The sequence below is a fragment of the Methylobacterium sp. Leaf85 genome (genome assembly GCF_001422125.1).
GTDB classification, from domain to species: domain Bacteria; phylum Pseudomonadota; class Alphaproteobacteria; order Rhizobiales; family Beijerinckiaceae; genus Methylobacterium; species Methylobacterium bullatum.
In genome coordinates this window covers 58291-78855 of record NZ_LMME01000007.1, presented here as the reverse complement: position 1 = coordinate 78855, position 20565 = coordinate 58291, and the positions used below count along the sequence as shown (strand labels likewise).

Genomic DNA, 20565 nt, shown 5'->3' with positions numbered 1-20565 from the left:
GAGGTTCGCCCCAGATAGGACGATGCCGGAGAACCACGCAAACGGATTCGGTTTTCAGGGACCGGAGTTTTCGCTCCGCCACCGGTCGTGCCGAGCCGGATCAGTCCGCGACGCCGTGTGGCGCGGCCGGGGGATGCGCGGCACCTTCCGGGGCGGCGCAGCAGGTCCGGTTCCGGCCGGCGGCCTTGGCCGCATAGAGGGCGGCATCGGCCCGCCGGTAGAGGTCGAACGGGTCCGTGGAGCCGCCCGCAGAGGGCAGGGCGCTGGCCACGCCGACGCTCACGGTGATCGCGCCCGCTTCGATCTCCGCCGACGGAACCGACAGGGTCGACATCCGCGCATGAACGCGCTCGGCCGCGCCGAGGGCGGCGGCCCCATCGGCATTCGGCAGCAGCAGGACGAACTCTTCGCCACCGACGCGGCAGACGATGTCCCCGGCACGACGCAGACTGGCGGACAGGCAGCGGCCGATGCCCTGGAGCACCCTGTCGCCGACGGCGTGACCATGGCGGTCGTTGTAGCGCTTGAAATGGTCCGCATCGACCACGAGGAGCGAGAACGGCGTTCCCTGAAGGCGGGCGCTCGTCCACAACCGGGCGACCATCTCCTCGAACGCGCGGCGGTTGGGCAATCCGGTGAGCATGTCGGTTCGAGACAGGCGCTCCAGTTCCGCCTGGATCGCGGCGCGGCGGCGCAGCTCCCGCCAGAACAGGAGGGAGAGGCCGATGGTCAGGCCGCACAGCAGAACCACGATGAGGCTGATGACGAGGGCCTTCCCGCGCCACTCCGCCTCGATCTCGTAAGCCGACAGGGTGACGTTGAGGATGAAGGGCAGGTCGCCGATGCGGGTGAAGGCGAAGTGCCGCTCGCTGCCGTCGCGGGGCGATGTCCCCACGAAGCTGCCGCTGCCCTCCCGCCGGAACCGTTCGAATGTCGGGGTCCCGGCGATGGAGCTGCCGATATCACTCTCCAGATAGGGATGGCGGACGATGCGCATGCCGTCGGAGCGATACAGGTTGATCGCACCATACGGGCCGAGACCGATCCGATCGAACAGCCTGTGGAAGTAGGACAGGCTCAGCGAGCCCAGCACGATGCCGCCGAAGGATCCGTCAGGCTTGTTGATGCGGCGGCTCAGGACCAGCACCGGCGTCCCCAGCAGGCGCGAGACTACGGGCGGGCTGATGTAGAGGCCGAGATCGGCCCGGGCCTTCTGCGCCTTGAAGTAGTCGCGATCGGAATTGTTGAGCTTGCGCGGCGTCACCGACGCGGCGTCGATGACGGTGTCTCCGTTCTCGTCGAGGACGAGCATCACCCCCATGTCCCTGGCGCTGGCGGCGCGGTCGAAGAGGATCAGCTGCCGCAATTCGGGGCTGACGTCTCGTACGCCCGGCACGTTCAGGCCGTCGACGACGCCCTGAATCGACAGGTCGATGATCTCGACATTGCGGGCGATGTCGCGCTCGATGACCCGAAGCAGGTTTCGCGAGGTCTGCTCGGCCTTGTCCCAGGCGTCGCGCCGCATGTCGAGCAGCATCACCCCGGAGGTGATCAGCATGCCGATCGGCGCGAGAACACCGAGCACGATCCAGGTCCGGGCGGACCATGTGAACCGGCCGAGGCGAAGCTTGAGGCCCATGGACAGCCTGCGGCACGAACGTCTTCAGGTAGTCCGGGGTCTCGTGCGCTAGCCCCCGACCCTCAGTGCCTCAGCACCTAGTGCGCGATCCATAGGCAAGCAAACACTCAGGGTTTGAATCCGGGTGGACTGTCATCACGAGGACCGACGGCGTGACCTCACTGTGGCCGTGCGAGGCATTATCTTGCCTCGAACGGCGTTGACCGGCCCCTCGGACCTGTTTAAACAGGCCGGCACGAGTTTACGATTCGTCAGACCGACGAACGGCGAGGTTTCGGTTTTCCCATGCGGGTCATCCTTATCGTAACGGAAGCGCCACCGACCGGGCGGCCCTGATACAGGGGCCGTGATCCGGATGGTGGCGCATGCAGGGTCCTTCGGGACCCTTTTTTGTTGCCGCGACGAGACGTTTGACACTGGGTTCAATCAGGTTTTGAGGAGCAGGACGATGAGCGGCGAGGTCATGACCGGGGCCGAAATGGTCATCCGGGCGTTCCGGGATCAGGGTGTCGATACGCTGTTCGGGTATCCGGGCGGTGCGGTGCTGCCGATCTACGATGCCCTCTTCCACCAGGAAGAACTGAAGCACGTCCTCGTCCGGCACGAGCAGGGCGCGGTCCATGCGGCCGAGGGCTATGCCCGCTCGTCGGGCAAGGTCGGTTGCGTCCTCGTCACGTCCGGCCCCGGCGCCACCAACATCGTCACCGGGCTCACCGACGCGATGCTGGATTCGATCCCCCTCGTCTGCATCACCGGCCAGGTTCCGACGCACCTGATCGGCACCGATGCGTTCCAGGAATGCGACACGGTCGGCATCACCCGCCACTGCACGAAGCACAATTACCTGGTCAAATCGATCGACGACCTGCCGCGCATCCTGCACGAGGCCTTCTTCGTCGCCTCGAACGGACGGCCGGGTCCCGTCGTGGTCGATCTGCCGAAAGACATCCAGTTCGCGAGCGGGATCTACGAGCGCCCCACCCATAACGGCCACAAGACCTACCGCCCCGCCTTCAAGGGCGACGCACAGGCGATCCAGTCGGCCGTCGAGCTGATGGCGAATGCCCGCCGTCCGGTCCTCTATACCGGCGGCGGCGTCATCAATTCCGGCCCGCACGCCTCGGCGCTCCTGCGCCAGCTGGCGGAGGTCACCGGCTTTCCCGTCACCTCGACCCTGATGGGTCTGGGCGCCTTCCCGGCCTCGAACCCGCAGTTCCTGGGCATGCTGGGCATGCACGGGACCTACGAGGCCAACCTCGCCATGCATGAATGCGACGTGATGGTCTGTATCGGTGCCCGGTTCGACGACCGCATCACCGGCCGTCTCGACGCGTTCTCGCCCTTCTCCAAGAAGATCCACATCGACGTCGACGCCTCCTCGATCAACAAGGTGGTCAAGGTCGATATCGGCATCGTCGGCGATTGCGGCTCGGTGCTGGAAGACATGCTCGCGGCCTGGAAGGCCCTGCCCAAGCGTCCCGACCAGGGCCGCTTCGACGAGTGGATGGCCAAGATCCGCACCTGGAAGGCGCGGGACTGCCTCGCCTATTGGCCGTCGGGCACGATCATCAAGCCGCAATACGCGGTGCAGCGGCTCTATGAGGCCTGCAAGGACCGGAAGACCTTCATCACCACGGAGGTCGGCCAGCACCAGATGTGGGCGGCGCAGTACTTCAAGTTCGACGAGCCGAACCGCTGGATGACCTCGGGCGGCCTCGGCACCATGGGCTACGGCCTGCCCGCGGCCATCGGCACACAGCTCGCCAATCCGGACGGTCTCGTCATCGACATCGCCGGCGAGGCCTCGATCCTGATGAACATCCAGGAGATGTCGACCGCCGTGCAGTATCGCCTGCCGGTCAAGATCTTCATCCTGAACAACGAGTATATGGGCATGGTGCGGCAGTGGCAGGAGCTGCTGCACGGCTCGCGCTATTCGCAGAGCTATTCGGAAAGCCTGCCGGACTTCGTCAAGCTGGCGGAGGCCTACGGCGCCAAGGGCATGCGCTGCGACAAGCCGGGCGAGCTCGACGGGGCGATCGCCGAGATGCTGGCCCATGACGGCCCGGTCATCTTCGATTGCATCGTCGACAAGAAAGAGAACTGCTTCCCGATGATCCCGTCGGGCAAGGCGCACAACGAGATGCTGCTCTCCGACTACCTCGGCGAGACCGGAATGGACCTCGGCGACGTGATCTCCGAGGAAGGCAAGATGCTGGTCTGACCGACGGCACGGAGGAGAGACGTCATGAACGCCATGAACACGCACTACCCCGATGCCGGTCGGGTCGAGCCGATCAACCGGCACACCCTCGCGGTCATCGTCGACAACGAGCCGGGCGTCCTCGCGCGGATCGCGGGGATGTTCTCGGGACGCGGCTACAACATCGAGAGCCTGACGGTGTCGGAGACCGAGGTGGCGCGCCACATCTCGCGCATCACCATCGTCACCGCCGGCACCGATGCGGTGATCCAGCAGATCAAGGCTCAGCTCGACCGGCTCGTGCCCGTGCACCGGGTCGTCGACCTCACGCTCCAGGGCAAGGCCCTCGAGCGTGAGCTCTGCCTCGTCAAGGTGGCGGGTACCGGTGAGCACCGCACCGAATCGCTCACCCTCGCCGCCGCCTTCGGCGCCAAGACCCTGGACGCAACCCTGAACTCCTTCGTGTTCGAGGTCACCGGCACCACCGAGGAGATCGACCGCTTCATCGGCCTGATGACGGTGATCGGCCTCGTGGAGATCTCCCGCACCGGCATCGCGGCCATGGGGCGTGGCTCCGAGGCGATGTGAGGCTTTTTCGCCGACGGTGATAACGTGCCGGAGATGTGCCGGGGATGATGCGATGAGAGCGAGGCTGGAACGGAGTGGGGACGATTTCGTCCTCTCAGTGACCCGAGAGGACGTGCGGAAGCTCGGTCTCGTCGAGGGGCAGGAAGTGGACATCGATCCGGTGCCTGCCCCCCTCGCGCCTCCGCCCGCCCGCCGTTACGTCAACGGGTTCCCCGTCTTCACGATGGCGGAAATGGCTGCGGAGATGAGGAGACTCGGGCCTGATTTCGAGCCTCCGACCGTCGATTGGGGACCGGATGTCGGTTCCGAGATCATCAATGATGACGATCCCCGCTGATCGGCCGCATGAGCCGGGTGACCTGATCCTCGTCGATCTCGACCCCGTTCTCGGAACCGAGCAACGCGGAAAGCGACCGGTCCTCGTTATCTCGACCCTGGAGATGAACACGCTGACCCGGCGGATCATCATCTGCCCGGTCACCCGCAATCGCGATCCCTGGCCGACGAAAGTCTTTTTGCCGGAGGGGTTAGGCGCTGACGGCGCAGTCCTCGCCGATCAGGTGCGTTCTATCGACCGCAGAGCGCGCATCCTCCGCTCCCTCGGGACAGTCCCCGATCCCATACTCGCGGAAGTCCGCGCCAAGGTGGCAGCGTTGATCGGCTTGCAATTCGATAGTGAGACCGAGGAAAGCTCAGCTCCATGACCACCCTCTACTACGCCCCCGGCGCCTGCTCGCTCGCCTCCCACATCGCCCTCGAGGAAACGGGAGCGCCCTACGAAACCGTGCGGCTCGACCTCGCAAAGGGCGACCAGCGGGCGGCCGAATACCTCGCCGTCAACGAGCGCGGCCGCGTGCCGGCGCTGGTCGAGGAGGAGTGGGTGCTCACCGAGAACACCGCCATCCTGCGCCACATCGCGCGCAGTCATCCGCAGGCCGGCCTGTGGCCGCAGGCGCCCCGCGATCAGGCGCGGGTCGACGAATGGCTGGGCTGGCTCTCCACCGGCCATCATATCGCCTACGCGCATATCCGCCGGGCCGAGCGCTACACGAGCGATGAGACGGCCTTCCCGGGCATCCAGGCCAAGGGCGTCGAGACCTGCGGCGACCTCTTCACCATGACCGAGGTCAAGCTCTCCAACGGCGGCTGGGCCGTCGGCGAAGCCTACAGCGTCGCCGATCCCTACCTGCTGCTGTTCTGGACCTGGGGCCGCGGCCCGGCGCTCGGCTTCGACATGGCGGAGCGCTTTCCCCATTGGACCGCGCATGCCCGCGCCATGGCGGCGCGGCCCGCCGTGCAGGCCGTGTTCGCCCGCGAAGGCCTCAAACTGCCTGAATAAGGTTCGACCGGGGGCACACCGCCTCTTGTTCGGGACGCAAAACCGGATTATGCCGCTGCGTACCGTACGGTACGGTACTGGTTGTCTGGAAGCATGAGCGCGACGGTCGCACGCGACGAGACGGGGCAGGAGGTCCCCTCGGCCCGCCAACAGGCGGTGCTCGATGCCGTGCTCGCTCTCCTCGTCGAGGAGGGCGACCAGCTCACCATGGACGCGGTCGCCCGCCGGGCGAGCTGCTCGAAGGAAACCCTGTACAAATGGTTCGGGGACCGGGACGGTCTCCTCACCGCTACGGTGCGCTGGCAGGCCTCGCGCGTCCATGCGGGGCGCGACGCGGCGGGCGCGCTCGATGCGGCGACCCTGCGGGAGCGCCTGCTCGATTTCGCCGTCACCTGGCTCGATGTGATCGCGGGCCGTACCTCGGTGGTGCTGAACCGCATCGCCATCGCGCATGCCGGCTCGCGCAAGGGCAACCTCGGCGCCATCGTGCTGGCGAACGGGCGGCTGGCCATCGGCGGGCGGGTCAAGCCCGTGCTGGAAGCTGGCCGCGCGGCCGGGCTCCTCGCCTTCGAGGACGGCGAGACCGCCTTCCGGACCTTCTTCGGTCTGGTCGGGCGCGACATCCAGATCCGACTTCTCCTCGGCGACGCGCTCGACCTCGACGCCGCCGAGATCCGACGCGACGCGGCCCGCGCCGTCGACCAGTTCCTGGCCCTCTACGGCCAGGCCCGACCCTGACACCCCACGCGAAGAGGACATTCAACCATGCGGGTCTATTACGATCGTGACGCCGACCTCAACCTGATCAAGGGCAAGAAGGTCGTCATCGTCGGCTACGGCAGCCAGGGCCATGCCCACGCCCTCAACCTGCGCGATTCCGGCGTGAAGGGCATCGTCATCGCACTCCGCGAAGGCTCGGCCACCGCCAAGAAGGCGGAGCACGAGGGCTTCACGGTGATGAACGTCGCCGACGCCGCCCGCCAAGCCGACGTCGTCATGATGCTGACCCCGGACGAACTGCAGGGCGACATCTACGAGGAGTCGCTCGAGCCGAACATGAAGCAGGGCGCCGCCCTCCTGTTCGCCCACGGCCTCAACGTCCACTTCAACCTCATCGAGCCCCGCAAGGATCTCGACGTGCTCATGGTCGCCCCCAAGGGCCCCGGCCACACCGTGCGCGGCGAGTACCTCAAGGGCGGCGGCGTGCCGACCCTGATCGCCATCGCGCAGGACGCTTCCGGCAACGCGCACGATCTCGGCCTGTCCTACGCTTCGGCCAATGGCGGCGGCCGCGCCGGCATCATCGAGACCACCTTCAAGGAAGAGTGCGAGACCGACCTGTTCGGCGAGCAGGCCGTGCTGTGCGGCGGCCTCGTCGAGCTCATCAAGGCCGGCTTCGAGACCCTGGTCGAGGGCGGCTACGCTCCCGAGATGGCCTATTTCGAGTGCCTCCACGAGGTGAAGCTCATCGTTGACCTCATCTACGAGGGCGGCATCGCCAACATGAACTACTCGATCTCCAACACCGCCGAGTACGGCGAGTACGTCACCGGCCCGCGCATCGTCACCGCCGAGACGAAGGCCGAGATGAAGCGCGTGCTGGATGATATCCAGTCGGGCAAGTTCACCCGCGACTGGATGCTGGAGAACAAGGTCGGCCAGACCTCGTTCAAGGCCACCCGCGCCAAGCTCGCCCGTCACCCGATCGAGGAAGTCGGCTCGAAGCTCCGTGGCATGATGCCGTGGATCTCCGAGAAGGCCCTGGTCGACAAGTCCAAGAACTGATTTTTGTGATGGGCGGCCGGGCTTCGCTCGGTCGCCCCATCTCGGTCGCCCCATCGCGGAGAAAGCCGGCCTCGTGCGAGCGTGGCCGGCTTTTTGTTTGGCGATTATATACTTGACGCACCACGCCTCGAAATGTAGGGTTTGGGCATCGGAGCCCTACGCCCATGTCCGTCCTGTCCAAGCCCTACTTTCACTGCGAAGAAGCCGCCTTCGCCCATCTTGAAACGGCTCTCTGGCCGCAGGGTCCGGTGTGCCCTCATTGCGGCTCCATGGGTAAGCACTACGATCTACGCAAAACCCGCCTTGGCCTCCGCAAGTGCGCAGAGAAAGCTTGCCGCAAGCAGTTCACGGTAAAGGTCGGCACGGTTTTCGAGAGCGCCCATATCCCGCTCTCAAAGATGCTTCAGGCCACGTACCTAATGTGCGCCTCTAAGAAGAGCATTAGCAGCCACCAGATCCACCGCCTCCTCGGCATCACCTACAAAAGCGCGTGGTTCCTGACCCACCGCATCCGCGAGGCCATGCGTGACGGTTCCTTGGCCCCCATGGGCGGCATCGACGGCATGCCCGGCGCTGGCGGCATCGTTGAGGCTGACGAGACCTTCATCGGTCGCGAGCCCGGCGTTCCGAAGGCCCGCGCCTATCACCACAAGATGAAGGTGCTGTCCCTGCTCGACCGCGACGCCGGCAAAGTCCGCTCCGTGGTCGTGGACGACATCAAGCCTGAGACCCTTCGCCCGATCATCGAAGCGAACATCCTCAAGGAAGCCAGCCTCTTCACCGACGAGTCCAGCATTTACACGAAGGTCGGTGCCACCTTTGCCGACCATCAAATGACGACTCATTCCGCCAAGGAGTACGTGCGCGGCATCGTTCACACGAGCACCGTCGAGGGCTACTTCTCCGTCTTCAAGCGCGGCATGAAGGGCGTCTACCAGCACTGCGGCAAGCAGCACCTTCACCGCTACCTCGCCGAGTTCGATTTCCGGTACAACAACCGGGTGAAGCTCGGCTGTGGCGACGTGGAGCGGACAGAGAGGGCTCTTGGTGGTATCGTAGGAAAGCGACTGACGTACCGGTCAGTTGGTGACAGGGCTTAAGGATCGGACAAAATAGCGTGGGTGAAAAGGTCACCATCACTGTTCGCGCCTCTGGCGCCCATCCCGACGTCCTGACTGTTCAGGACGCGATGCGCCAGGTGCTGGACTTGTTCGACCTTCTCTCCCCTGACGAAGACAAGCAAGATCAGGTTGCTTGGAAGCTCAGCTACGCAAGCACCAACAGTCCATTTACGGCGCAGGGCGAGGCCGTAAGTCTTCGCCCCGATGTCGACATTTCTGTTATAGCAAGACATCAGAAGTTGGACTTCGTAAGAAACATCACGTCTATTGGACGCGGAGAGATACCAGACAAGTTCAAATCTGGAAAAAACGCAGAGCTTCTGAAGGGCTTGTTAAAGCGCAACACGAACGGAGTTGGATCTACCGAGATAAAACTCTTTGATGATGCCATCCCGATCACTCTTACTCCCAGATTTGCTGAAGCCGCCATTCAAAGCCTCGCGGCTCGTGAAAATCCTCTGCCCTTAGTGAACTTAAAATTTGGTCGAGCGCGCGAAGAGCGAGGCTCCCTTGAAGGCTACTTCATGGATGTTGGGTTGCATTATAATCAACCAGCAATCCGCATTCTTGATAGAAAAACTAAAAACGTTATCTGGTGCCGTATTGACGAAGAAACACGAGACAAGATTGCGTCCGAAGCTGACTACAACGATGTGTGGAATAGACAGCGTATCAGAGTGAAAGGACGGATACGCTATGATAAAGAGGGGCGGATAGTTCACGTTACGGCAACAAGCATAGACCGCGTTGCTCTTAATAATACGAGTTTAGATGATATATTTGATCCCCATTTTACAGGTGAACTCAGCGCTAGTCAGTACCTAGATCTTTTAAGGGAGGGCAATCTTGCCAAGCAAGCCTAAGTACTACTGGGATGCTTGCGCTTGGATTGCGCTCATCAAACGCGAGCCTGGGCGGTTTGAGGCTTGCAAGTACGTTATTGAACTGGCCGAAGCAGGGAAGGTAGAGATATGGACCTCGGCCTTCACGCTAGCCGAAGTCTTCAAACGCAGGATAGACGCAAACCACGTCTATGCTTTGGACGAAGATAATGACACGGATTTTGAAGATTATATAGAAAAAGACTTCGTAATCACAGTTCAGGTGGATGTCGAAGTCGGGACAGCTGCACGCAGGCTACTGCGCGCCCATCCAGAAGTAGGAAAGCCGCAAGATGCCGTGCACGTGGCTACTGCGCTCCTGAATGACATTGACGAACTTCATACATTTGACCGCGCTGATCTTCTTGGTCTAACCGGGGTTTTGGATCGCAATGATGGACAAAAACTGTTGATTTGTCCTCCGCCTGCACCGCCGCCGCCTCCAGCAGTGCCCCCCTCTTTGTTCGATACCCTTGAGGTTCAGCCCGATGAGTCCCCGCGTAATCAAGCAGAGGGCTGAAGCCCCACAACAACCCAAGCCGCCCTCCAAGCTCGGCGCCGAAAAGCTGACGCCCGAGGAGCAAAAGCGCCGGTTTGAGGAACTGGCCCGCGAACTCGAATGCGACGAGTCGGAGGAGCGCTTTGATGCGGCGCTTCGACTTGTTGCGCGACAAAAGCCGTCAGCTAAAGAGCCACCAGATGACTATGAAGAAGGTCAGCCAGAAAGTAAAAAAAGAACCAATCACGACTGACAGTTCGCCTTGAACAAAGCCGCCTTCCGAGACAATCGTAAATAAAACTAATACGCCTATTGCAAGAAAGAATGAAATAACGGCCGCACTTTTGGCTGAAAATGAGAAATAAGCGGCTGCTATGTTTGGAGTTGATGGAGGACCGACCGGTAGAACGGCTGTTGCTGTTGTTACCGCCGGCGAACCTCCGCTTTTGCTGTAAAAATAGGCTACGGTCAAGCCAACGATAATCCCAAGAATGAAGCGTCCCATTGTAGCCCTCGGCTTATCCTAGGGCTTCACATACCACATGATGCGTGTGGTGCGTCAAGTATATAATCGCCTTTTGTTTGGGTCGACCCTCCCCCCATTGCGGGGGAGGGTGGTCGCGGAGCGACCGGGAGAGGGGACGACGCTTCCGGAAATGGCGATCCCCTCATCCGACTGGGCTCGCGGGCCATCGTCTCCCGCGGAGGGGAGAAGGACGAGCTGCCCCCGTTGTACTCTCAGGAAAATCCGGCGATCATGCTCCCTAACGGTCGCCCATTTGAGAGCGGCCGAAGGTTGGAGGACACCCATGGCTTCGCTCTATTACGACGAGCATCGCGCGCTTCAGGAAGAGTACAACACCGTCAAGCTCGCCGAGCGCCTCGACACCGGCTGGGTGCATGACGAGATCGGCCCCGACGAGGCGGCGTTCATCGGCAGCCGAGACATGTTCTTCCTGTCCACGGTCGATCCCGACGGCATGCCCACCGTCTCGTACAAGGGCGGCAGCACCGGCTTCGTGAAGGTGCTCGACGCCAACACGCTGGTCTTCCCCGGGCTGGACGGGAACGGCATGTGGTACTCGATGGGCAACATCGAGGGTCAGTCCAAGGTCGGGCTGCTGTTCATCGATTTCGAGACCCCGCACCGTGTCCGCGTCCAGGGCCACGCCCGGATGCTGCGCGACGATCCGCTGATGGCCGAATACACCGAGGCCAAGTACCTCGTGAAGATCGAGGTGACGAAGGCCTGGGTCAATTGCCCGCGCTACATCCACAAGTACCAGAAGGTGTCCCAGAACAAATACGTGCCGCGCCCCGACAAGGAGACGCCGCTCGCCCTTTGGAAGCGTCTCGACATGGTCGGCGACGTGATCTCGGACGAGGACAAGGCGCGGGTCGAGAAGGAAGGCCAGCTCGCCCTGCCGGAATACGAGGCACGGGTGGCGCGCGGCGAAAGCTGAAGCCCGGCCGAGCACCGTCCCGGCCATCGCATCCGGGGCGGTGCGCCAAGCAGGTTCGCGTCGGCAAGCCAACGCTTCACCTCGCTTAGGCCCTTGAAGTATCGCAGGTTTTAGGACGCAAAACCGGTGACCACTTTTGCGAACCTGCTTAGTCCGCCCGGCGGGCGACGATGAAGACCCGCGGGAAGGCGAGCAGGCGTCGCCCGTCGCTGCGCGGCGGATAAGCCTCATCGATCGCCGTCGCATAGGCAGCGAGGAACCCGGCCGTGTCCTCGGGGTCCAGCGGGTCGAGGAAGGGCCGGAGCCCGGTCGCCCTGACCCATTCGACGATGGCGGCGGCATCCGCCATCGGGTGGTGATAGGCGGTGCGCCAGACATCGACCCCGGCCGCAAGCGGCGCCAGCAGGTCGTAATAGCCGGCCGGCTCCAGCATCCGCCCGAGCCGCCCGGCCACAGCCGGATCGCCGATGGCCCCGGCCCAGGGACCGGCACCCGCCACCTCGCGCATCAGGCGGTGCGAGGGCTCGGCGAGGTTGTCGGGCATCTGCACGGCGAGCACGCCGCCGGGTGCCAGGAGGCCGAGGAGCCGGGGCAGGAGCACCGGGTGGTCGGGCAGCCATTGCAGCACGGCGTTGGCGTAGATCAGGTCCGGCGCCCGCTCGGGGATCCAGGTCGCCGCATCGGCCAGCGCGAAGGCGAGGCCGGGCAGGCGGCTCCTCGCCCGCTCCAGCATCGCCGGTGAGGTATCGAGGCCGATCACCTCCGCTTCGGGAAAGCGTGCGGTGATGAGCGCGGTGGAATTGCCGGGGCCGCAGCCGAGATCGTAGACGAGGCGGGGGGCTTCGAGCGGCACGCGGGCCAGGAGCTCGGCCGCCGGACGGGTACGCTCGTCCTCGAAGCGGGTGTAGAGGGCGGGGTTCCAATCGGCCATCGTGCTCACCCTTCCGCTCCGTCGTCGTCAGCAGCCGAGCTGGTCGGCCAGATCCGTGAGGTCCCGGGCCGCATAGGTGACCGGAACTTTGGGCGCCGTTTCGCCACCGCCCGGCCCGTTCTCGCGCGGGCGGGCGATATGGGCGGTGGACAGGCCGTGGCTCGCCGCTGCCGCGAGGTCGCCCGAATGGGCGGCGACCATCAAGGTCTCCGCCGGAGCGAAGCCGAAGGCCGCCACCGCATCGCGATAGAGGGCCGGTTTCGGCTTGTAATCGCGGGAATGGCCGGCACCCAGGATCGCATCGAAAATCAGCCCGTTGCGGCGGGCGAGGTCGGCCATCAGCCGGATATGCCCGTTCGAGTTTGGCGCCAGGAGGTGGCGCGTCCGAAGACGCCGCAGGGCATGCGGTACGTCGGGCCAGGCATCGAGCCGGTGCCAGGCCTGGACCAGTTCCCGCTGTGTGGCATCCGAGACGCCGACGATGCCGAACTCGGCCAGGACGAGGGGCAGGGAGTCCGCATGGAGGGTATCGAGGTCCACGAAGGGTCGGGTCCCCGAACGCACGGTCTCCATCGAAGGCCCGTAGCGCCGGCGCCAGGCATCCGCGAAAGCGCCGGCATCGAGGGTGGGCACCTCCGCGCCGAGGAGGCGTGCGGCCTCGCGGGCCACTCCGGAGCGCCAGTCGACGAGCGTCCCGAAGACGTCGAAGACGAGCGCCCGGATCATTACCGGACGGCCCGCAACCGCGGCCCGCGGCGGACGAAGCCGACGATGTCCTTCACCGCATCCAGCGTCGGGGCCGCGATGGCCTCGGCGCGCTCGGAGCCGTCGGCGAGGACGGAGTCGATATAGTCGGTATCGGCCACGAGGCGCTTCATCTCGGAGGCGATCGGCGCCAGCGTCTCCACGGCGAGCTCCACCAGCGCCCCCTTGAAGGCGGAGAACTGCGCGCCGCCGTAATCGGCCAGCACCTCGTCGCGGGTGACGCCCTTCAGCGCCGCGAAGATGCCCACGAGGTTGTCGGCCTCTGGCCGCGCGGCGAGACCCGCCGTCTCGGAGGGCAGGGGCTCCGGATCGGTCTTGGCCTTGCGCACCTTGTTGGCGATGGTATCCGCCTCGTCGGTGAGGTTGATGCGCGAATTGTCGGAGGCGTCCGATTTCGACATCTTCTTGGTGCCGTCCCGCAGGGACATGACGCGGGCGGCCGGGCCGCCGATCAACGGCTCGGTGATCGGGAAGAAGCCCGCGCCCGCATCGTGCCCGTGGGCGGAGATCGACTCGGAAAAGTCGTTGTTGAACTTCTGCGCGATGTCGCGGGTCAGTTCGAGATGCTGCTTCTGGTCCTCGCCCACCGGCACGTGGGTGGCGCGGTAGGCCAGGATGTCGGCGGCCATCAGCACCGGATAGGCGTAGAGCCCGACGCTCGCGTTCTCCCGGTCCTTGCCGGCCTTGTCCTTGAACTGGGTCATGCGGTTCAGCCAGCCGAGGCGGGCGACGCAGTTGAAGATCCAGGCGAGCTCGGCATGGGCCGGCACCTGGCTCTGGTTGAAGACGATGCTGCGCTTCGGATCGATGCCGGCGGCGAGGAAGGCGGCCGTGACTTCGCGGATCTGGCCCTTCAGCGCGGCCGGATCCTGCCACAGGGTGATCGCGTGCATGTCGACGACGCAGTAGAGGCATTGCGCCTCGCGCTCCTGCATCTCCACGAAGCGCTTGATGGCGCCGAGGTAATTGCCGAGATGCAGGTTGCCCGTGGGCTGTACGCCCGAGAACACGAGCTCTGTGAACGCGGTCATCGCGCGTGGTTCCTATGGCGTGATGGCGAGGGAGAAGCCCGACGCTCGGATCAGGGCACCGACGTGTGCGTTCTGAACGGCTCACCATGGGTGGTCAAGGTGCACGGCATGTTGGCCCAACCCGCGCCGAAAATCGAAAAGATCGAATTTCCGTACGGAATTTGGCATCGAAGGTAGATCGCCTTCAACCGTTCCGGGGAGGCGGCAAGCGGTGAGGTGGGTGAATGGAAGCTCAGCTGCAAAGTGTCATGGCCGACGTGGCGGTGAGTGTGTCGGAGCTGAAGAAGAGTCCGACATCGGTGATGAACCGTGCCGACGGAGCACCGGTGGCGATCCTGAACCACAACCGCGTCATGGGCTACATGGTCCCGCCGGAGACCTTCGAGGCCATGATGGAGGCCATCGACGACGACGTGCTGGCGGCCATCGTGAAAGCCCGCTCCGGCGAAGTGCCGTGTACGGAGCCGCCAAGCGGTAGCGCCGCCGCTACCGCCTAACCCCGCTCCCGTGCCTGCCCGGTCGGGCAGATGTCCAGCAGCACGCACTTCCCGCACGCCGGATTGCGGTGGTGGCACACGGCCTGGCCGTGGAGCATCAGGATCTCGTGGTTGTCGTAGAGATCCTGCGCGCTCCACTCCGCCGGAAGTTGCGCCCGCAGGATCGGATGAGACGGGCCGACATCGACCTTCGGGCCGATGAGGCCGGTGCGTTGCGCCACCCGGTGGTGGTGGCTGTCCACCGGCAGGGCCTGCATCCCCAGCAGGCTGAACGAGAGCACGGCCGCACTGGTCTTCGGCCCCACTCCGGGGATCGCCTCGAGCCACGAGCGCGCCGCGTCGACCTCCATCTCCTTCAGGAAATCGAGGGAGAGGGCGCCGTGACGCTCGGCCACCGCCGCCAGGACGGCGCGGATGCGGGGCGCCTTCAGTTCCGGCCATGTCACGCCGGAGATGGTGGCCTCGATCTCCTCCACGGGCGCGCCCACGAGGTCGGCCCAATCCGGGTAGCGTGCCCGCAACGCCTTGAAGGCGCGACCAGACTCGGCGTTCCGGGTGCGGTGCGACAGGAGCGAGGAGACGAGTTCGCTCAAGGGATCGAGGCTGTGGAAATACGGAATCGGGCAGCCGTAGACCGGGCAGAGCCGGCGATGGATCTCCAGCGCCTTGTCCGTCAGGCTCGCATCCGCGAGGGGGACGGATCGCTTGGTCTGCCGGGGGCGGGGGCCGGCGAGGTCGTGCCCGGAGGTGATGGCCATGACGACGGAATCCGCGCCGAGTCCCGCCGGTTCCGATCCGGCGCGAGAGGACGTGCCGCAGGGCGGCAGTATCGTGCAATGGACTGACAGTTGCGCCAAGGTGAAAGCCCGAACCTTGCGCCCCGGCGAAGGTCATGCGAGGCTTTGTCCGTCAGCGAATGACGAAGCGGGAGAGCCCAGGCCGGTACCAACCGGTCATGGCGCCGACGGAGCAACCACCCCCGGAAACTCTCAGGCACAATCACCGCTTCGTTTTGACAATCTGGAGAGAGGCGCCTTCGCGGGCGTCCACCGAAGGAGAAATCCCACCCTTCCCGGGGCGGGAGAAGCTCTCAGGTAACCGTGACAGATGGGGGTAGCCGGATCGCTCGATCGAGCATCCGGAGCCGTTCTGTCATGGGATGACCAGATGCCGCTCGACGCTTCCAGCACACCGCTTCACGCGCTCCATCTGCGCCACGGCGCCCGCATGGTGCCCTTCGCGGGTTATGCGCTGCCGCTCCATTATCCGGCGGGCCTGATCGCCGAACACCTGCACACCCGCAAGGCGGCCGGTCTGTTCGACGTGTCGCATATGGGCCAGATCCGGCTGAAGCCGGGTCCGGGCGGCATGGCGGACCTCGCCCGCGCCCTCGAAACCCTCCTGCCCATCGACGTGCTGGGGCTGGCGCCCGGCCGGCAGCGCTACGGTTTCCTCACCGATGACACCGGCGGCATCCTCGACGACCTCATGGTCGCGCGCCTCGACGACAGCCTGATCCTGGTCGTCAACGCAGCCAACAAGGTGGCGGACGAGGCCCATCTTCGCGCTCATCTCACCGGCCTGTGCGAGATCACGGTGCTGCCCCGGGCGCTCCTCGCCCTCCAGGGGCCGCTGGCGGAGAGCGCCCTGGCACGGCTCGCCCCCGAGACCGCCGCCATGCGCTTCCTTGACGTGACCTGGGTGGAGCTCCTCGGCGCGTCCGCCCTCGTCAGCCGCTCCGGCTATACCGGGGAGGACGGGTTCGAGATTTCTCTCCCCGAGGATGCCGCGGATGCGGTCGCCGAGGCATTGCTGCAGGACGAGGACGTGGAGCCGGTGGGCCTCGGCGCACGCGATTCCCTGCGGCTGGAAGCCGGCCTGTGCCTGCACGGAGCCGATATCGATGCCGGGACGAGCCCGGTCGAGGCCGGCCTGACCTGGGCGATCCAGCCGGTCCGCCGCCACGGCGGCGCGCGGGCGGGCGGCTTTCCGGGCGCTGAGCGCATCCTCGATGAGATCGGTGACGGTCCCGCGTCGCGGCGCGTCGGCCTGCTGCCGGAGGGCCCGACCCCGGTGCGGGGAGGGGCCGCGCTCGTCGCAGAGGAGGCCGGCGAGGCCATCGGCCGGGTCACCTCCGGCGGGTTCAGCCCCAGCCTCAAGGCGCCCATCGCCATGGGCTACGTCCCCGCCGCCCTGTCGACGCCCGGCACCCGCCTCTTCGCGGAAGTGCGCGGCCGGCGCCTGCCGGTCTCGGTCGTGGCGCTTCCCTTCGTGCCGGCGCGCTTCAAGCGCAGCTGAATCCCGGCCCCCGGCCGACTTCCCCCACCACCTGTTCACGGAGCGCATCATGCTGAAATACACGGACGAGCACGAGTGGCTGGCCATCGAGGGCGATGTCGCCACCATCGGCATCACCACCCATGCGGCTGAGCAGCTCGGAGACCTCGTCTTCGTCGAGCTTCCCAAGGTCGGCGCCAAGCTCGTCAAGGGCGAGGCCGCGGCGGTGGTGGAATCGGTGAAGGCCGCCTCCGACGTGTTCGCCCCGGTCTCGGGCGAGGTGACCGAAATCAACGAGGCCGCCGTGTCGGACCCGGCCAGCATCGGCACCGACCCGCAGGGCGCGGGCTGGCTCTACCGCCTCCGCCTCGACGACGTCGCCTCCCTCGACGGATTGATGGACGAGGCCGCCTACGCCGCGTTCGCGAAGTAGCGCTCGGAACGACCCAGAACGCGCCCTCCTCCCCCTTGTGGGGAGGAGTTGGAGGTGGGGGTGATTGGGTGACCCGCTGCGGAGTCCGGCGGAACCACCCCCACCCTCGATCCCTCCCCACAAGGGGTAGGGAGGTGCGTCGCGACATTCTTCAGACTTCGGCACGCGAGGCCCATCATGCCAAACGATCGCTACGACCCTTACGATTTCGCCAATCGCCGCCATATCGGCCCGACCACCGCCGAGATCGCGGCGATGCTGGAGGTGATCGGCGCACCGAGCCTGCACGGCCTCGTGGACGAGACCCTGCCGGCCGACATCCGCCAGGAAGAGCGCATCGATTTCGGCACGTCGCTCACCGAGCGCCGGGTGCTCGAACACATGCGCGGCATCGCCGACAAGAACCGGCTTCTCGTCTCGCTCATCGGCCAGGGCTACCACGGCACCACGATGCCGCCGGTGATCCAGCGCAACATCTTCGAGAACCCGGCCTGGTACACGGCCTATTCGCCTTACCAGCCCGAGATCAGCCAGGGCCGGCTCGAGGCGCTGCTGAACTTCCAGACCCTGGTCTGCGACCTCACCGGTCTCGACATCGCCAATGCCTCGCTCCTCGACGAGGCCACGGCAGCGGCGGAGGCCATGGGTATGGCCTCGCGTATCGCCCGCAACGGCAAGACCGCCTTCTTCGTCGACGGCGAATGCCTGCCCCAGACCATCGCCGTCCTGAAGACCCGTGCCGCGCCGCTGGGCTGGACCATCGTCGTCGGCGACCCGTCGACCGATCTCGACCCGGCGGAGGTGTTCGGCGCGGTCTTCCAATATCCCGGCGTCTGCGGCGCCATCCACGATTTTTCGGAGGTCATCGCCCGCCTGCACGAGGCCGGCGCGGTCGCCGTGATGGCCGCCGACCCCCTGGCCCTCACCCTGCTGAAGCCGCCCGGCGAGATGGGCGCCGACATCGCCATCGGCTCGATGCAGCGCTACGGCGTGCCCATGGGCTATGGCGGCCCGCATGCCGCCTATCTCTCCACCCGCGAGGCGCATAAGCGCACCTTGCCGGGCCGGCTCGTGGGCGTCTCCGTCGATGCGAGGGGAAACCGGGCCTACCGCCTCGCCCTGCAGACCCGCGAGCAGCATATCCGCCGCGAGAAGGCGACGTCGAACATCTGCACCGCGCAGGTGCTGCTGGCGGTGATCGCCGGCATGTACGCGGTGTTCCACGGGCCACGCGGATTGAAGGCCATCGCCGCCCGGGTCCATCGCGACGCGGTGCGCCTCGCCGAAGGCCTTGAAACGCTCGGCTTCACCGTGGAGCCGAAGGGCTTCTTCGACACGATCACCGTGGAGGTCGGCGCCTTCCAGGGGCTGATCCTGCAGAACGCGGTGAAGAACGGCGTCAACCTGCGGACAGTGGGCTCGGACCGCATCGGCATCACCGTCGACGAGCGTACCCGGCCCGACATCGTCCAGGCGGTGTGGCGTGCCTTCGGCGGCGAGCATCTCACCTACGACGAGGCCTGGCCCAACCAGCGCCTGCCGGAGGCGAATCTGCGCACCTCCGCCTATCTCACCCACCCGATCTTCCACATGAACCGGGCCGAGAGCGAGATGACGCGCTACATGCGTCGCCTCGCCGACCGTGACCTGGCGCTGGACCGCGCGATGATCCCGCTCGGCTCGTGCACGATGAAGCTCAACGCCACCGCCGAGATGCTGCCGATCTCCTGGCCGGAATTCTCGGAGATCCACCCCTTCGTGCCGGCGGATCAGGCCGAGGGCTACCAGGAACTCCTGCGCGACTTCTCCGACAAGCTCTGCGCGATCACCGGCTACGACGCGATCTCGATGCAGCCGAATTCCGGCGCGCAGGGCGAATATGCGGGGCTGCTCGCCATCCGGGCCTACCACCTCTCGCGCGGGGATGCGCACCGCAAGGTCTGCCTGATCCCGTCCTCGGCGCATGGCACCAACCCGGCCTCCGCGCAGATGTGCGGCATGAGCGTGGTCGTGGTCGGCGCCGACCAGCACGGCAACATCGACGTGGAGGACTTTTCGCGGAAGGCCGAGTTGCACGGCGAAAACCTCGCGGCCTGCATGATCACCTACCCGTCGACCCATGGGGTGTTCGAGGTTCGGGTCCGCGAGATCTGCGACATCGTCCATGCCCATGGCGGCCAGGTCTATCTCGACGGGGCCAACCTCAACGCGATGGTGGGCCTCGCGCGCCCCGGCGATATCGGCGGCGATGTCAGCCACCTCAACCTGCACAAGACCTTCTGCATCCCCCATGGCGGCGGCGGCCCCGGCATGGGCCCCATCGGCGTCAAGGCGCATCTGATCCCGTTCCTCCCCTCCGATCCACGGACGGCCGAGGAAGGGGCCGTCTCGGCGGCGCCCTACGGCTCGGCCTCGATCCTGCCGATCTCGTGGAGCTACTGCCTGCTGATGGGCGGGCGCGGCCTCACCCAGGCCACCCGCGTGGCCATCCTCAACGCCAATTACATCGCGAGCCGCCTGAAGGGCGCCTATCCGGTGCTCTATGCCGGGGCACAGGGCAGGGTGGCGCATGAATGCATCATCGACGTGCGGCCGTTCCAGAAATCGGCCGGGATCGGCGTCGAGGACATCGCCAAGCGGCTGATCGATTGCGGCTTCCATCCGCCGACCATGAGCTGGCCGGTGGCCGGCACCCTGATGATCGAACCCACGGAATCCGAGACCAAGGGCGAGATAGACCGGTTTTGCGATGCGATGCTGGCGATCCGGGAAGAAATCCGCGCCATCGAGGAGGGGCGGATGGACAAGGCAAACAACCCGCTGAAACACGCGCCGCACACGGTGGCGGACCTGATCGGCCCCTGGGAGCGGCCCTATTCCCGCGAGGCGGCGTGCTTCCCCTCGGGAAGCCTGCGGATGGACAAGTACTGGCCGCCGATCAACCGCGTCGACAACGCCTATGGCGACCGCAACCTCGTCTGCTCCTGCCCACCGGTGGACGCCTATAGCGAGGCGGCGGAGTAGGGTACTTCGGCCTGCTAGCCTACCTGTTTCACCCATCTGCTCGTGCAGGCAGAGCGCGTCCCTCTCCCCCTTGTGGGGAGAGGTTAGGA

21 protein-coding genes and 2 riboswitches are annotated in these 20565 nt (G+C 65.5%); of the genes, 15 read left to right on the top strand and 6 right to left on the bottom strand.

All coding sequences use genetic code 11. The features are described from left to right. Positions 1–100: 100 nt before the first annotated feature. Entirely contained in the window at positions 101–1639 is a 1539-nt protein-coding gene (locus ASF08_RS06915) for a sensor domain-containing diguanylate cyclase (protein WP_056143044.1), read from the bottom strand. Positions 1640–2087: 448 nt separating this feature from the next. On the opposite strand from ASF08_RS06915, the gene ASF08_RS06910 reads away from it, so the two are divergent. The 10 genes from ASF08_RS06910 to ASF08_RS23865 all read left to right on the top strand — a co-directional run bounded on the left by ASF08_RS06910 (position 2088) and on the right by ASF08_RS23865 (position 10076). Further along, positions 2088–3863 (top strand): acetolactate synthase 3 large subunit, encoded by a 1776-nt coding sequence (locus tag ASF08_RS06910; RefSeq protein WP_018044193.1) that lies wholly within the window; start codon positions 2088–2090, stop codon positions 3861–3863. A 24-nt stretch (positions 3864–3887) separates the two neighbouring features. After that, positions 3888–4430: an acetolactate synthase small subunit gene (ilvN, locus tag ASF08_RS06905; RefSeq protein WP_018044192.1), complete on the top strand. Its 543-nt coding sequence runs from the start codon at positions 3888–3890 to the stop codon at positions 4428–4430. Positions 4431–4482: 52 nt separating this feature from the next. After that, a complete protein-coding gene (locus ASF08_RS06900; RefSeq protein WP_018044191.1) occupies positions 4483–4767 on the top strand; it encodes a hypothetical protein in 285 nt (94 codons plus the stop codon). After that, positions 4748–5134 (top strand): type II toxin-antitoxin system PemK/MazF family toxin, encoded by a 387-nt coding sequence (locus ASF08_RS06895; RefSeq protein WP_056143041.1) that lies wholly within the window; start codon positions 4748–4750, stop codon positions 5132–5134. The genes ASF08_RS06900 and ASF08_RS06895 overlap by 20 nt, the downstream gene beginning before the upstream one ends. After that, positions 5131–5769: a glutathione S-transferase family protein gene (locus tag ASF08_RS06890; protein WP_056143037.1), complete on the top strand. Its 639-nt coding sequence runs from the start codon at positions 5131–5133 to the stop codon at positions 5767–5769. Before ASF08_RS06895 ends, ASF08_RS06890 begins: the two co-directional genes overlap by 4 nt. A gap of 93 nt (positions 5770–5862) precedes the next feature. Beyond that, complete coding sequence (locus ASF08_RS06885) at positions 5863–6507, top strand: TetR/AcrR family transcriptional regulator (protein WP_056143032.1); 645 nt, start codon at positions 5863–5865, stop codon at positions 6505–6507. A gap of 27 nt (positions 6508–6534) precedes the next feature. After that, positions 6535–7554, top strand: coding sequence for a ketol-acid reductoisomerase (gene ilvC, locus ASF08_RS06880; RefSeq protein ID WP_056143029.1), 1020 nt, complete (start codon positions 6535–6537; stop codon positions 7552–7554). 164 nt (positions 7555–7718) lie between these two features. After that, positions 7719–8654 carry an IS1595 family transposase gene (locus tag ASF08_RS06875; RefSeq protein ID WP_056143025.1) on the top strand — a complete coding sequence of 312 codons (936 nt, stop codon included), beginning with the start codon at positions 7719–7721 and terminating at the stop codon, positions 8652–8654. 17 nt (positions 8655–8671) lie between these two features. Further along, positions 8672–9538, top strand: coding sequence for a hypothetical protein (locus ASF08_RS24615; protein WP_156629491.1), 867 nt, complete (start codon positions 8672–8674; stop codon positions 9536–9538). Next, a complete protein-coding gene (locus ASF08_RS23865; RefSeq protein WP_162238944.1) occupies positions 9522–10076 on the top strand; it encodes a type II toxin-antitoxin system VapC family toxin in 555 nt (184 codons plus the stop codon). Before ASF08_RS24615 ends, ASF08_RS23865 begins: the two co-directional genes overlap by 17 nt. A 160-nt stretch (positions 10077–10236) precedes the next feature. On the opposite strand, the gene ASF08_RS24610 is transcribed toward ASF08_RS23865, so the two are convergent. After that, positions 10237–10560, bottom strand: a complete 324-nt coding sequence (locus ASF08_RS24610; protein ID WP_156629490.1) for a hypothetical protein — start codon at positions 10558–10560, stop codon at positions 10237–10239. A 304-nt stretch (positions 10561–10864) separates the two neighbouring features. Here ASF08_RS24610 and ASF08_RS06865 point away from each other — a divergent pair, with 304 nt between their 5' ends. Next, the gene (locus tag ASF08_RS06865; RefSeq protein ID WP_018044186.1) at positions 10865–11518 is read left to right on the top strand and encodes a pyridoxamine 5'-phosphate oxidase family protein; all 654 of its coding nucleotides are present in this window, start codon (positions 10865–10867) and stop codon (positions 11516–11518) included. A 148-nt stretch (positions 11519–11666) separates the two neighbouring features. Here the strand turns inward: ASF08_RS06865 and tam are convergent, their stop codons facing one another. Genes tam through trpS form a run of 3 tightly spaced genes read right to left on the bottom strand, consistent with a single transcriptional unit; the run spans position 11667 to position 14245 of the window. Next, the gene (gene tam, locus ASF08_RS06860) at positions 11667–12449 is read right to left on the bottom strand and encodes a trans-aconitate 2-methyltransferase (RefSeq protein WP_056143018.1); all 783 of its coding nucleotides are present in this window, start codon (positions 12447–12449) and stop codon (positions 11667–11669) included. A gap of 27 nt (positions 12450–12476) precedes the next feature. Beyond that, a complete protein-coding gene (locus tag ASF08_RS06855) occupies positions 12477–13175 on the bottom strand; it encodes a haloacid dehalogenase type II (protein ID WP_056143015.1) in 699 nt (232 codons plus the stop codon). Continuing rightward, on the bottom strand, positions 13175–14245 hold the full coding sequence (gene trpS / locus ASF08_RS06850; protein WP_056143013.1) for a tryptophan--tRNA ligase: 1071 nt from the start codon (positions 14243–14245) through the stop codon (positions 13175–13177). Before trpS ends, ASF08_RS06855 begins: the two co-directional genes overlap by 1 nt. A 224-nt stretch (positions 14246–14469) precedes the next feature. On the opposite strand from trpS, the gene ASF08_RS06845 reads away from it, so the two are divergent. Next, the gene (locus tag ASF08_RS06845; RefSeq protein WP_244474473.1) at positions 14470–14742 is read left to right on the top strand and encodes a type II toxin-antitoxin system Phd/YefM family antitoxin; all 273 of its coding nucleotides are present in this window, start codon (positions 14470–14472) and stop codon (positions 14740–14742) included. Here the strand turns inward: ASF08_RS06845 and ASF08_RS06840 are convergent. Beyond that, positions 14739–15500, bottom strand: a complete 762-nt coding sequence (locus tag ASF08_RS06840; protein WP_056143010.1) for an endonuclease III domain-containing protein — start codon at positions 15498–15500, stop codon at positions 14739–14741. The genes ASF08_RS06845 and ASF08_RS06840 overlap by 4 nt on opposite strands. Before the next feature lie 157 nt (positions 15501–15657). Further along, a riboswitch (glycine riboswitch) is annotated at positions 15658–15757 on the top strand. Beyond that, positions 15758–15859: riboswitch (glycine riboswitch) on the top strand. Between the two features lie 50 nt (positions 15860–15909). Between ASF08_RS06840 and gcvT the strand changes: the two genes are divergently transcribed. The 3 genes from gcvT (at position 15910) to gcvP (ending at position 20476) form a co-directional block, all read left to right on the top strand. Further along, positions 15910–17040 carry a glycine cleavage system aminomethyltransferase GcvT gene (gcvT, locus tag ASF08_RS06835; protein WP_056143007.1) on the top strand — a complete coding sequence of 377 codons (1131 nt, stop codon included), beginning with the start codon at positions 15910–15912 and terminating at the stop codon, positions 17038–17040. Positions 17041–17089: 49 nt separating this feature from the next. After that, on the top strand, positions 17090–17452 hold the full coding sequence (gene gcvH, locus ASF08_RS06830) for a glycine cleavage system protein GcvH (protein ID WP_056143004.1): 363 nt from the start codon (positions 17090–17092) through the stop codon (positions 17450–17452). Between the two features lie 177 nt (positions 17453–17629). After that, positions 17630–20476 (top strand): aminomethyl-transferring glycine dehydrogenase, encoded by a 2847-nt coding sequence (gene gcvP, locus ASF08_RS06825; RefSeq protein ID WP_056143001.1) that lies wholly within the window; start codon positions 17630–17632, stop codon positions 20474–20476. Positions 20477–20565 lie beyond the last annotated feature (89 nt).

Excerpts from the sequence above, each read along its gene's own strand:
- tam (WP_056143018.1), bottom strand. The coding sequence starts at position 12,449 with ATGGCCGATTGGAACCCCGCCCTCTACACCCGCTTCGAGGACGAGCGT.
- ASF08_RS06890 (WP_056143037.1), top strand. The coding sequence starts at position 5,131 with ATGACCACCCTCTACTACGCCCCCGGCGCCTGCTCGCTCGCCTCCCAC.
- ASF08_RS06915 (WP_056143044.1), bottom strand. The coding sequence starts at position 1,639 with ATGGGCCTCAAGCTTCGCCTCGGCCGGTTCACATGGTCCGCCCGGACC.
- ASF08_RS06855 (WP_056143015.1), bottom strand. The coding sequence starts at position 13,175 with ATGATCCGGGCGCTCGTCTTCGACGTCTTCGGGACGCTCGTCGACTGG.
- trpS (WP_056143013.1), bottom strand. The coding sequence starts at position 14,245 with ATGACCGCGTTCACAGAGCTCGTGTTCTCGGGCGTACAGCCCACGGGC.
- ASF08_RS06845 (WP_244474473.1), top strand. The coding sequence starts at position 14,470 with ATGGAAGCTCAGCTGCAAAGTGTCATGGCCGACGTGGCGGTGAGTGTG.
- ASF08_RS06895 (WP_056143041.1), top strand. The coding sequence starts at position 4,748 with ATGATGACGATCCCCGCTGATCGGCCGCATGAGCCGGGTGACCTGATC.
- ASF08_RS06885 (WP_056143032.1), top strand. The coding sequence starts at position 5,863 with ATGAGCGCGACGGTCGCACGCGACGAGACGGGGCAGGAGGTCCCCTCG.
- gcvP (WP_056143001.1), top strand. The coding sequence starts at position 17,630 with ATGCCAAACGATCGCTACGACCCTTACGATTTCGCCAATCGCCGCCAT.
- ASF08_RS06900 (WP_018044191.1), top strand. The coding sequence starts at position 4,483 with ATGAGAGCGAGGCTGGAACGGAGTGGGGACGATTTCGTCCTCTCAGTG.
- ASF08_RS06865 (WP_018044186.1), top strand. The coding sequence starts at position 10,865 with ATGGCTTCGCTCTATTACGACGAGCATCGCGCGCTTCAGGAAGAGTAC.
- ASF08_RS24610 (WP_156629490.1), bottom strand. The coding sequence starts at position 10,560 with ATGGGACGCTTCATTCTTGGGATTATCGTTGGCTTGACCGTAGCCTAT.
- gcvT (WP_056143007.1), top strand. The coding sequence starts at position 15,910 with ATGCCGCTCGACGCTTCCAGCACACCGCTTCACGCGCTCCATCTGCGC.
- ASF08_RS06840 (WP_056143010.1), bottom strand. The coding sequence starts at position 15,500 with ATGGCCATCACCTCCGGGCACGACCTCGCCGGCCCCCGCCCCCGGCAG.
- ilvC (WP_056143029.1), top strand. The coding sequence starts at position 6,535 with ATGCGGGTCTATTACGATCGTGACGCCGACCTCAACCTGATCAAGGGC.
- gcvH (WP_056143004.1), top strand. The coding sequence starts at position 17,090 with ATGCTGAAATACACGGACGAGCACGAGTGGCTGGCCATCGAGGGCGAT.
- ilvN (WP_018044192.1), top strand. The coding sequence starts at position 3,888 with ATGAACGCCATGAACACGCACTACCCCGATGCCGGTCGGGTCGAGCCG.
- ASF08_RS06910 (WP_018044193.1), top strand. The coding sequence starts at position 2,088 with ATGAGCGGCGAGGTCATGACCGGGGCCGAAATGGTCATCCGGGCGTTC.
- ASF08_RS06875 (WP_056143025.1), top strand. The coding sequence starts at position 7,719 with ATGTCCGTCCTGTCCAAGCCCTACTTTCACTGCGAAGAAGCCGCCTTC.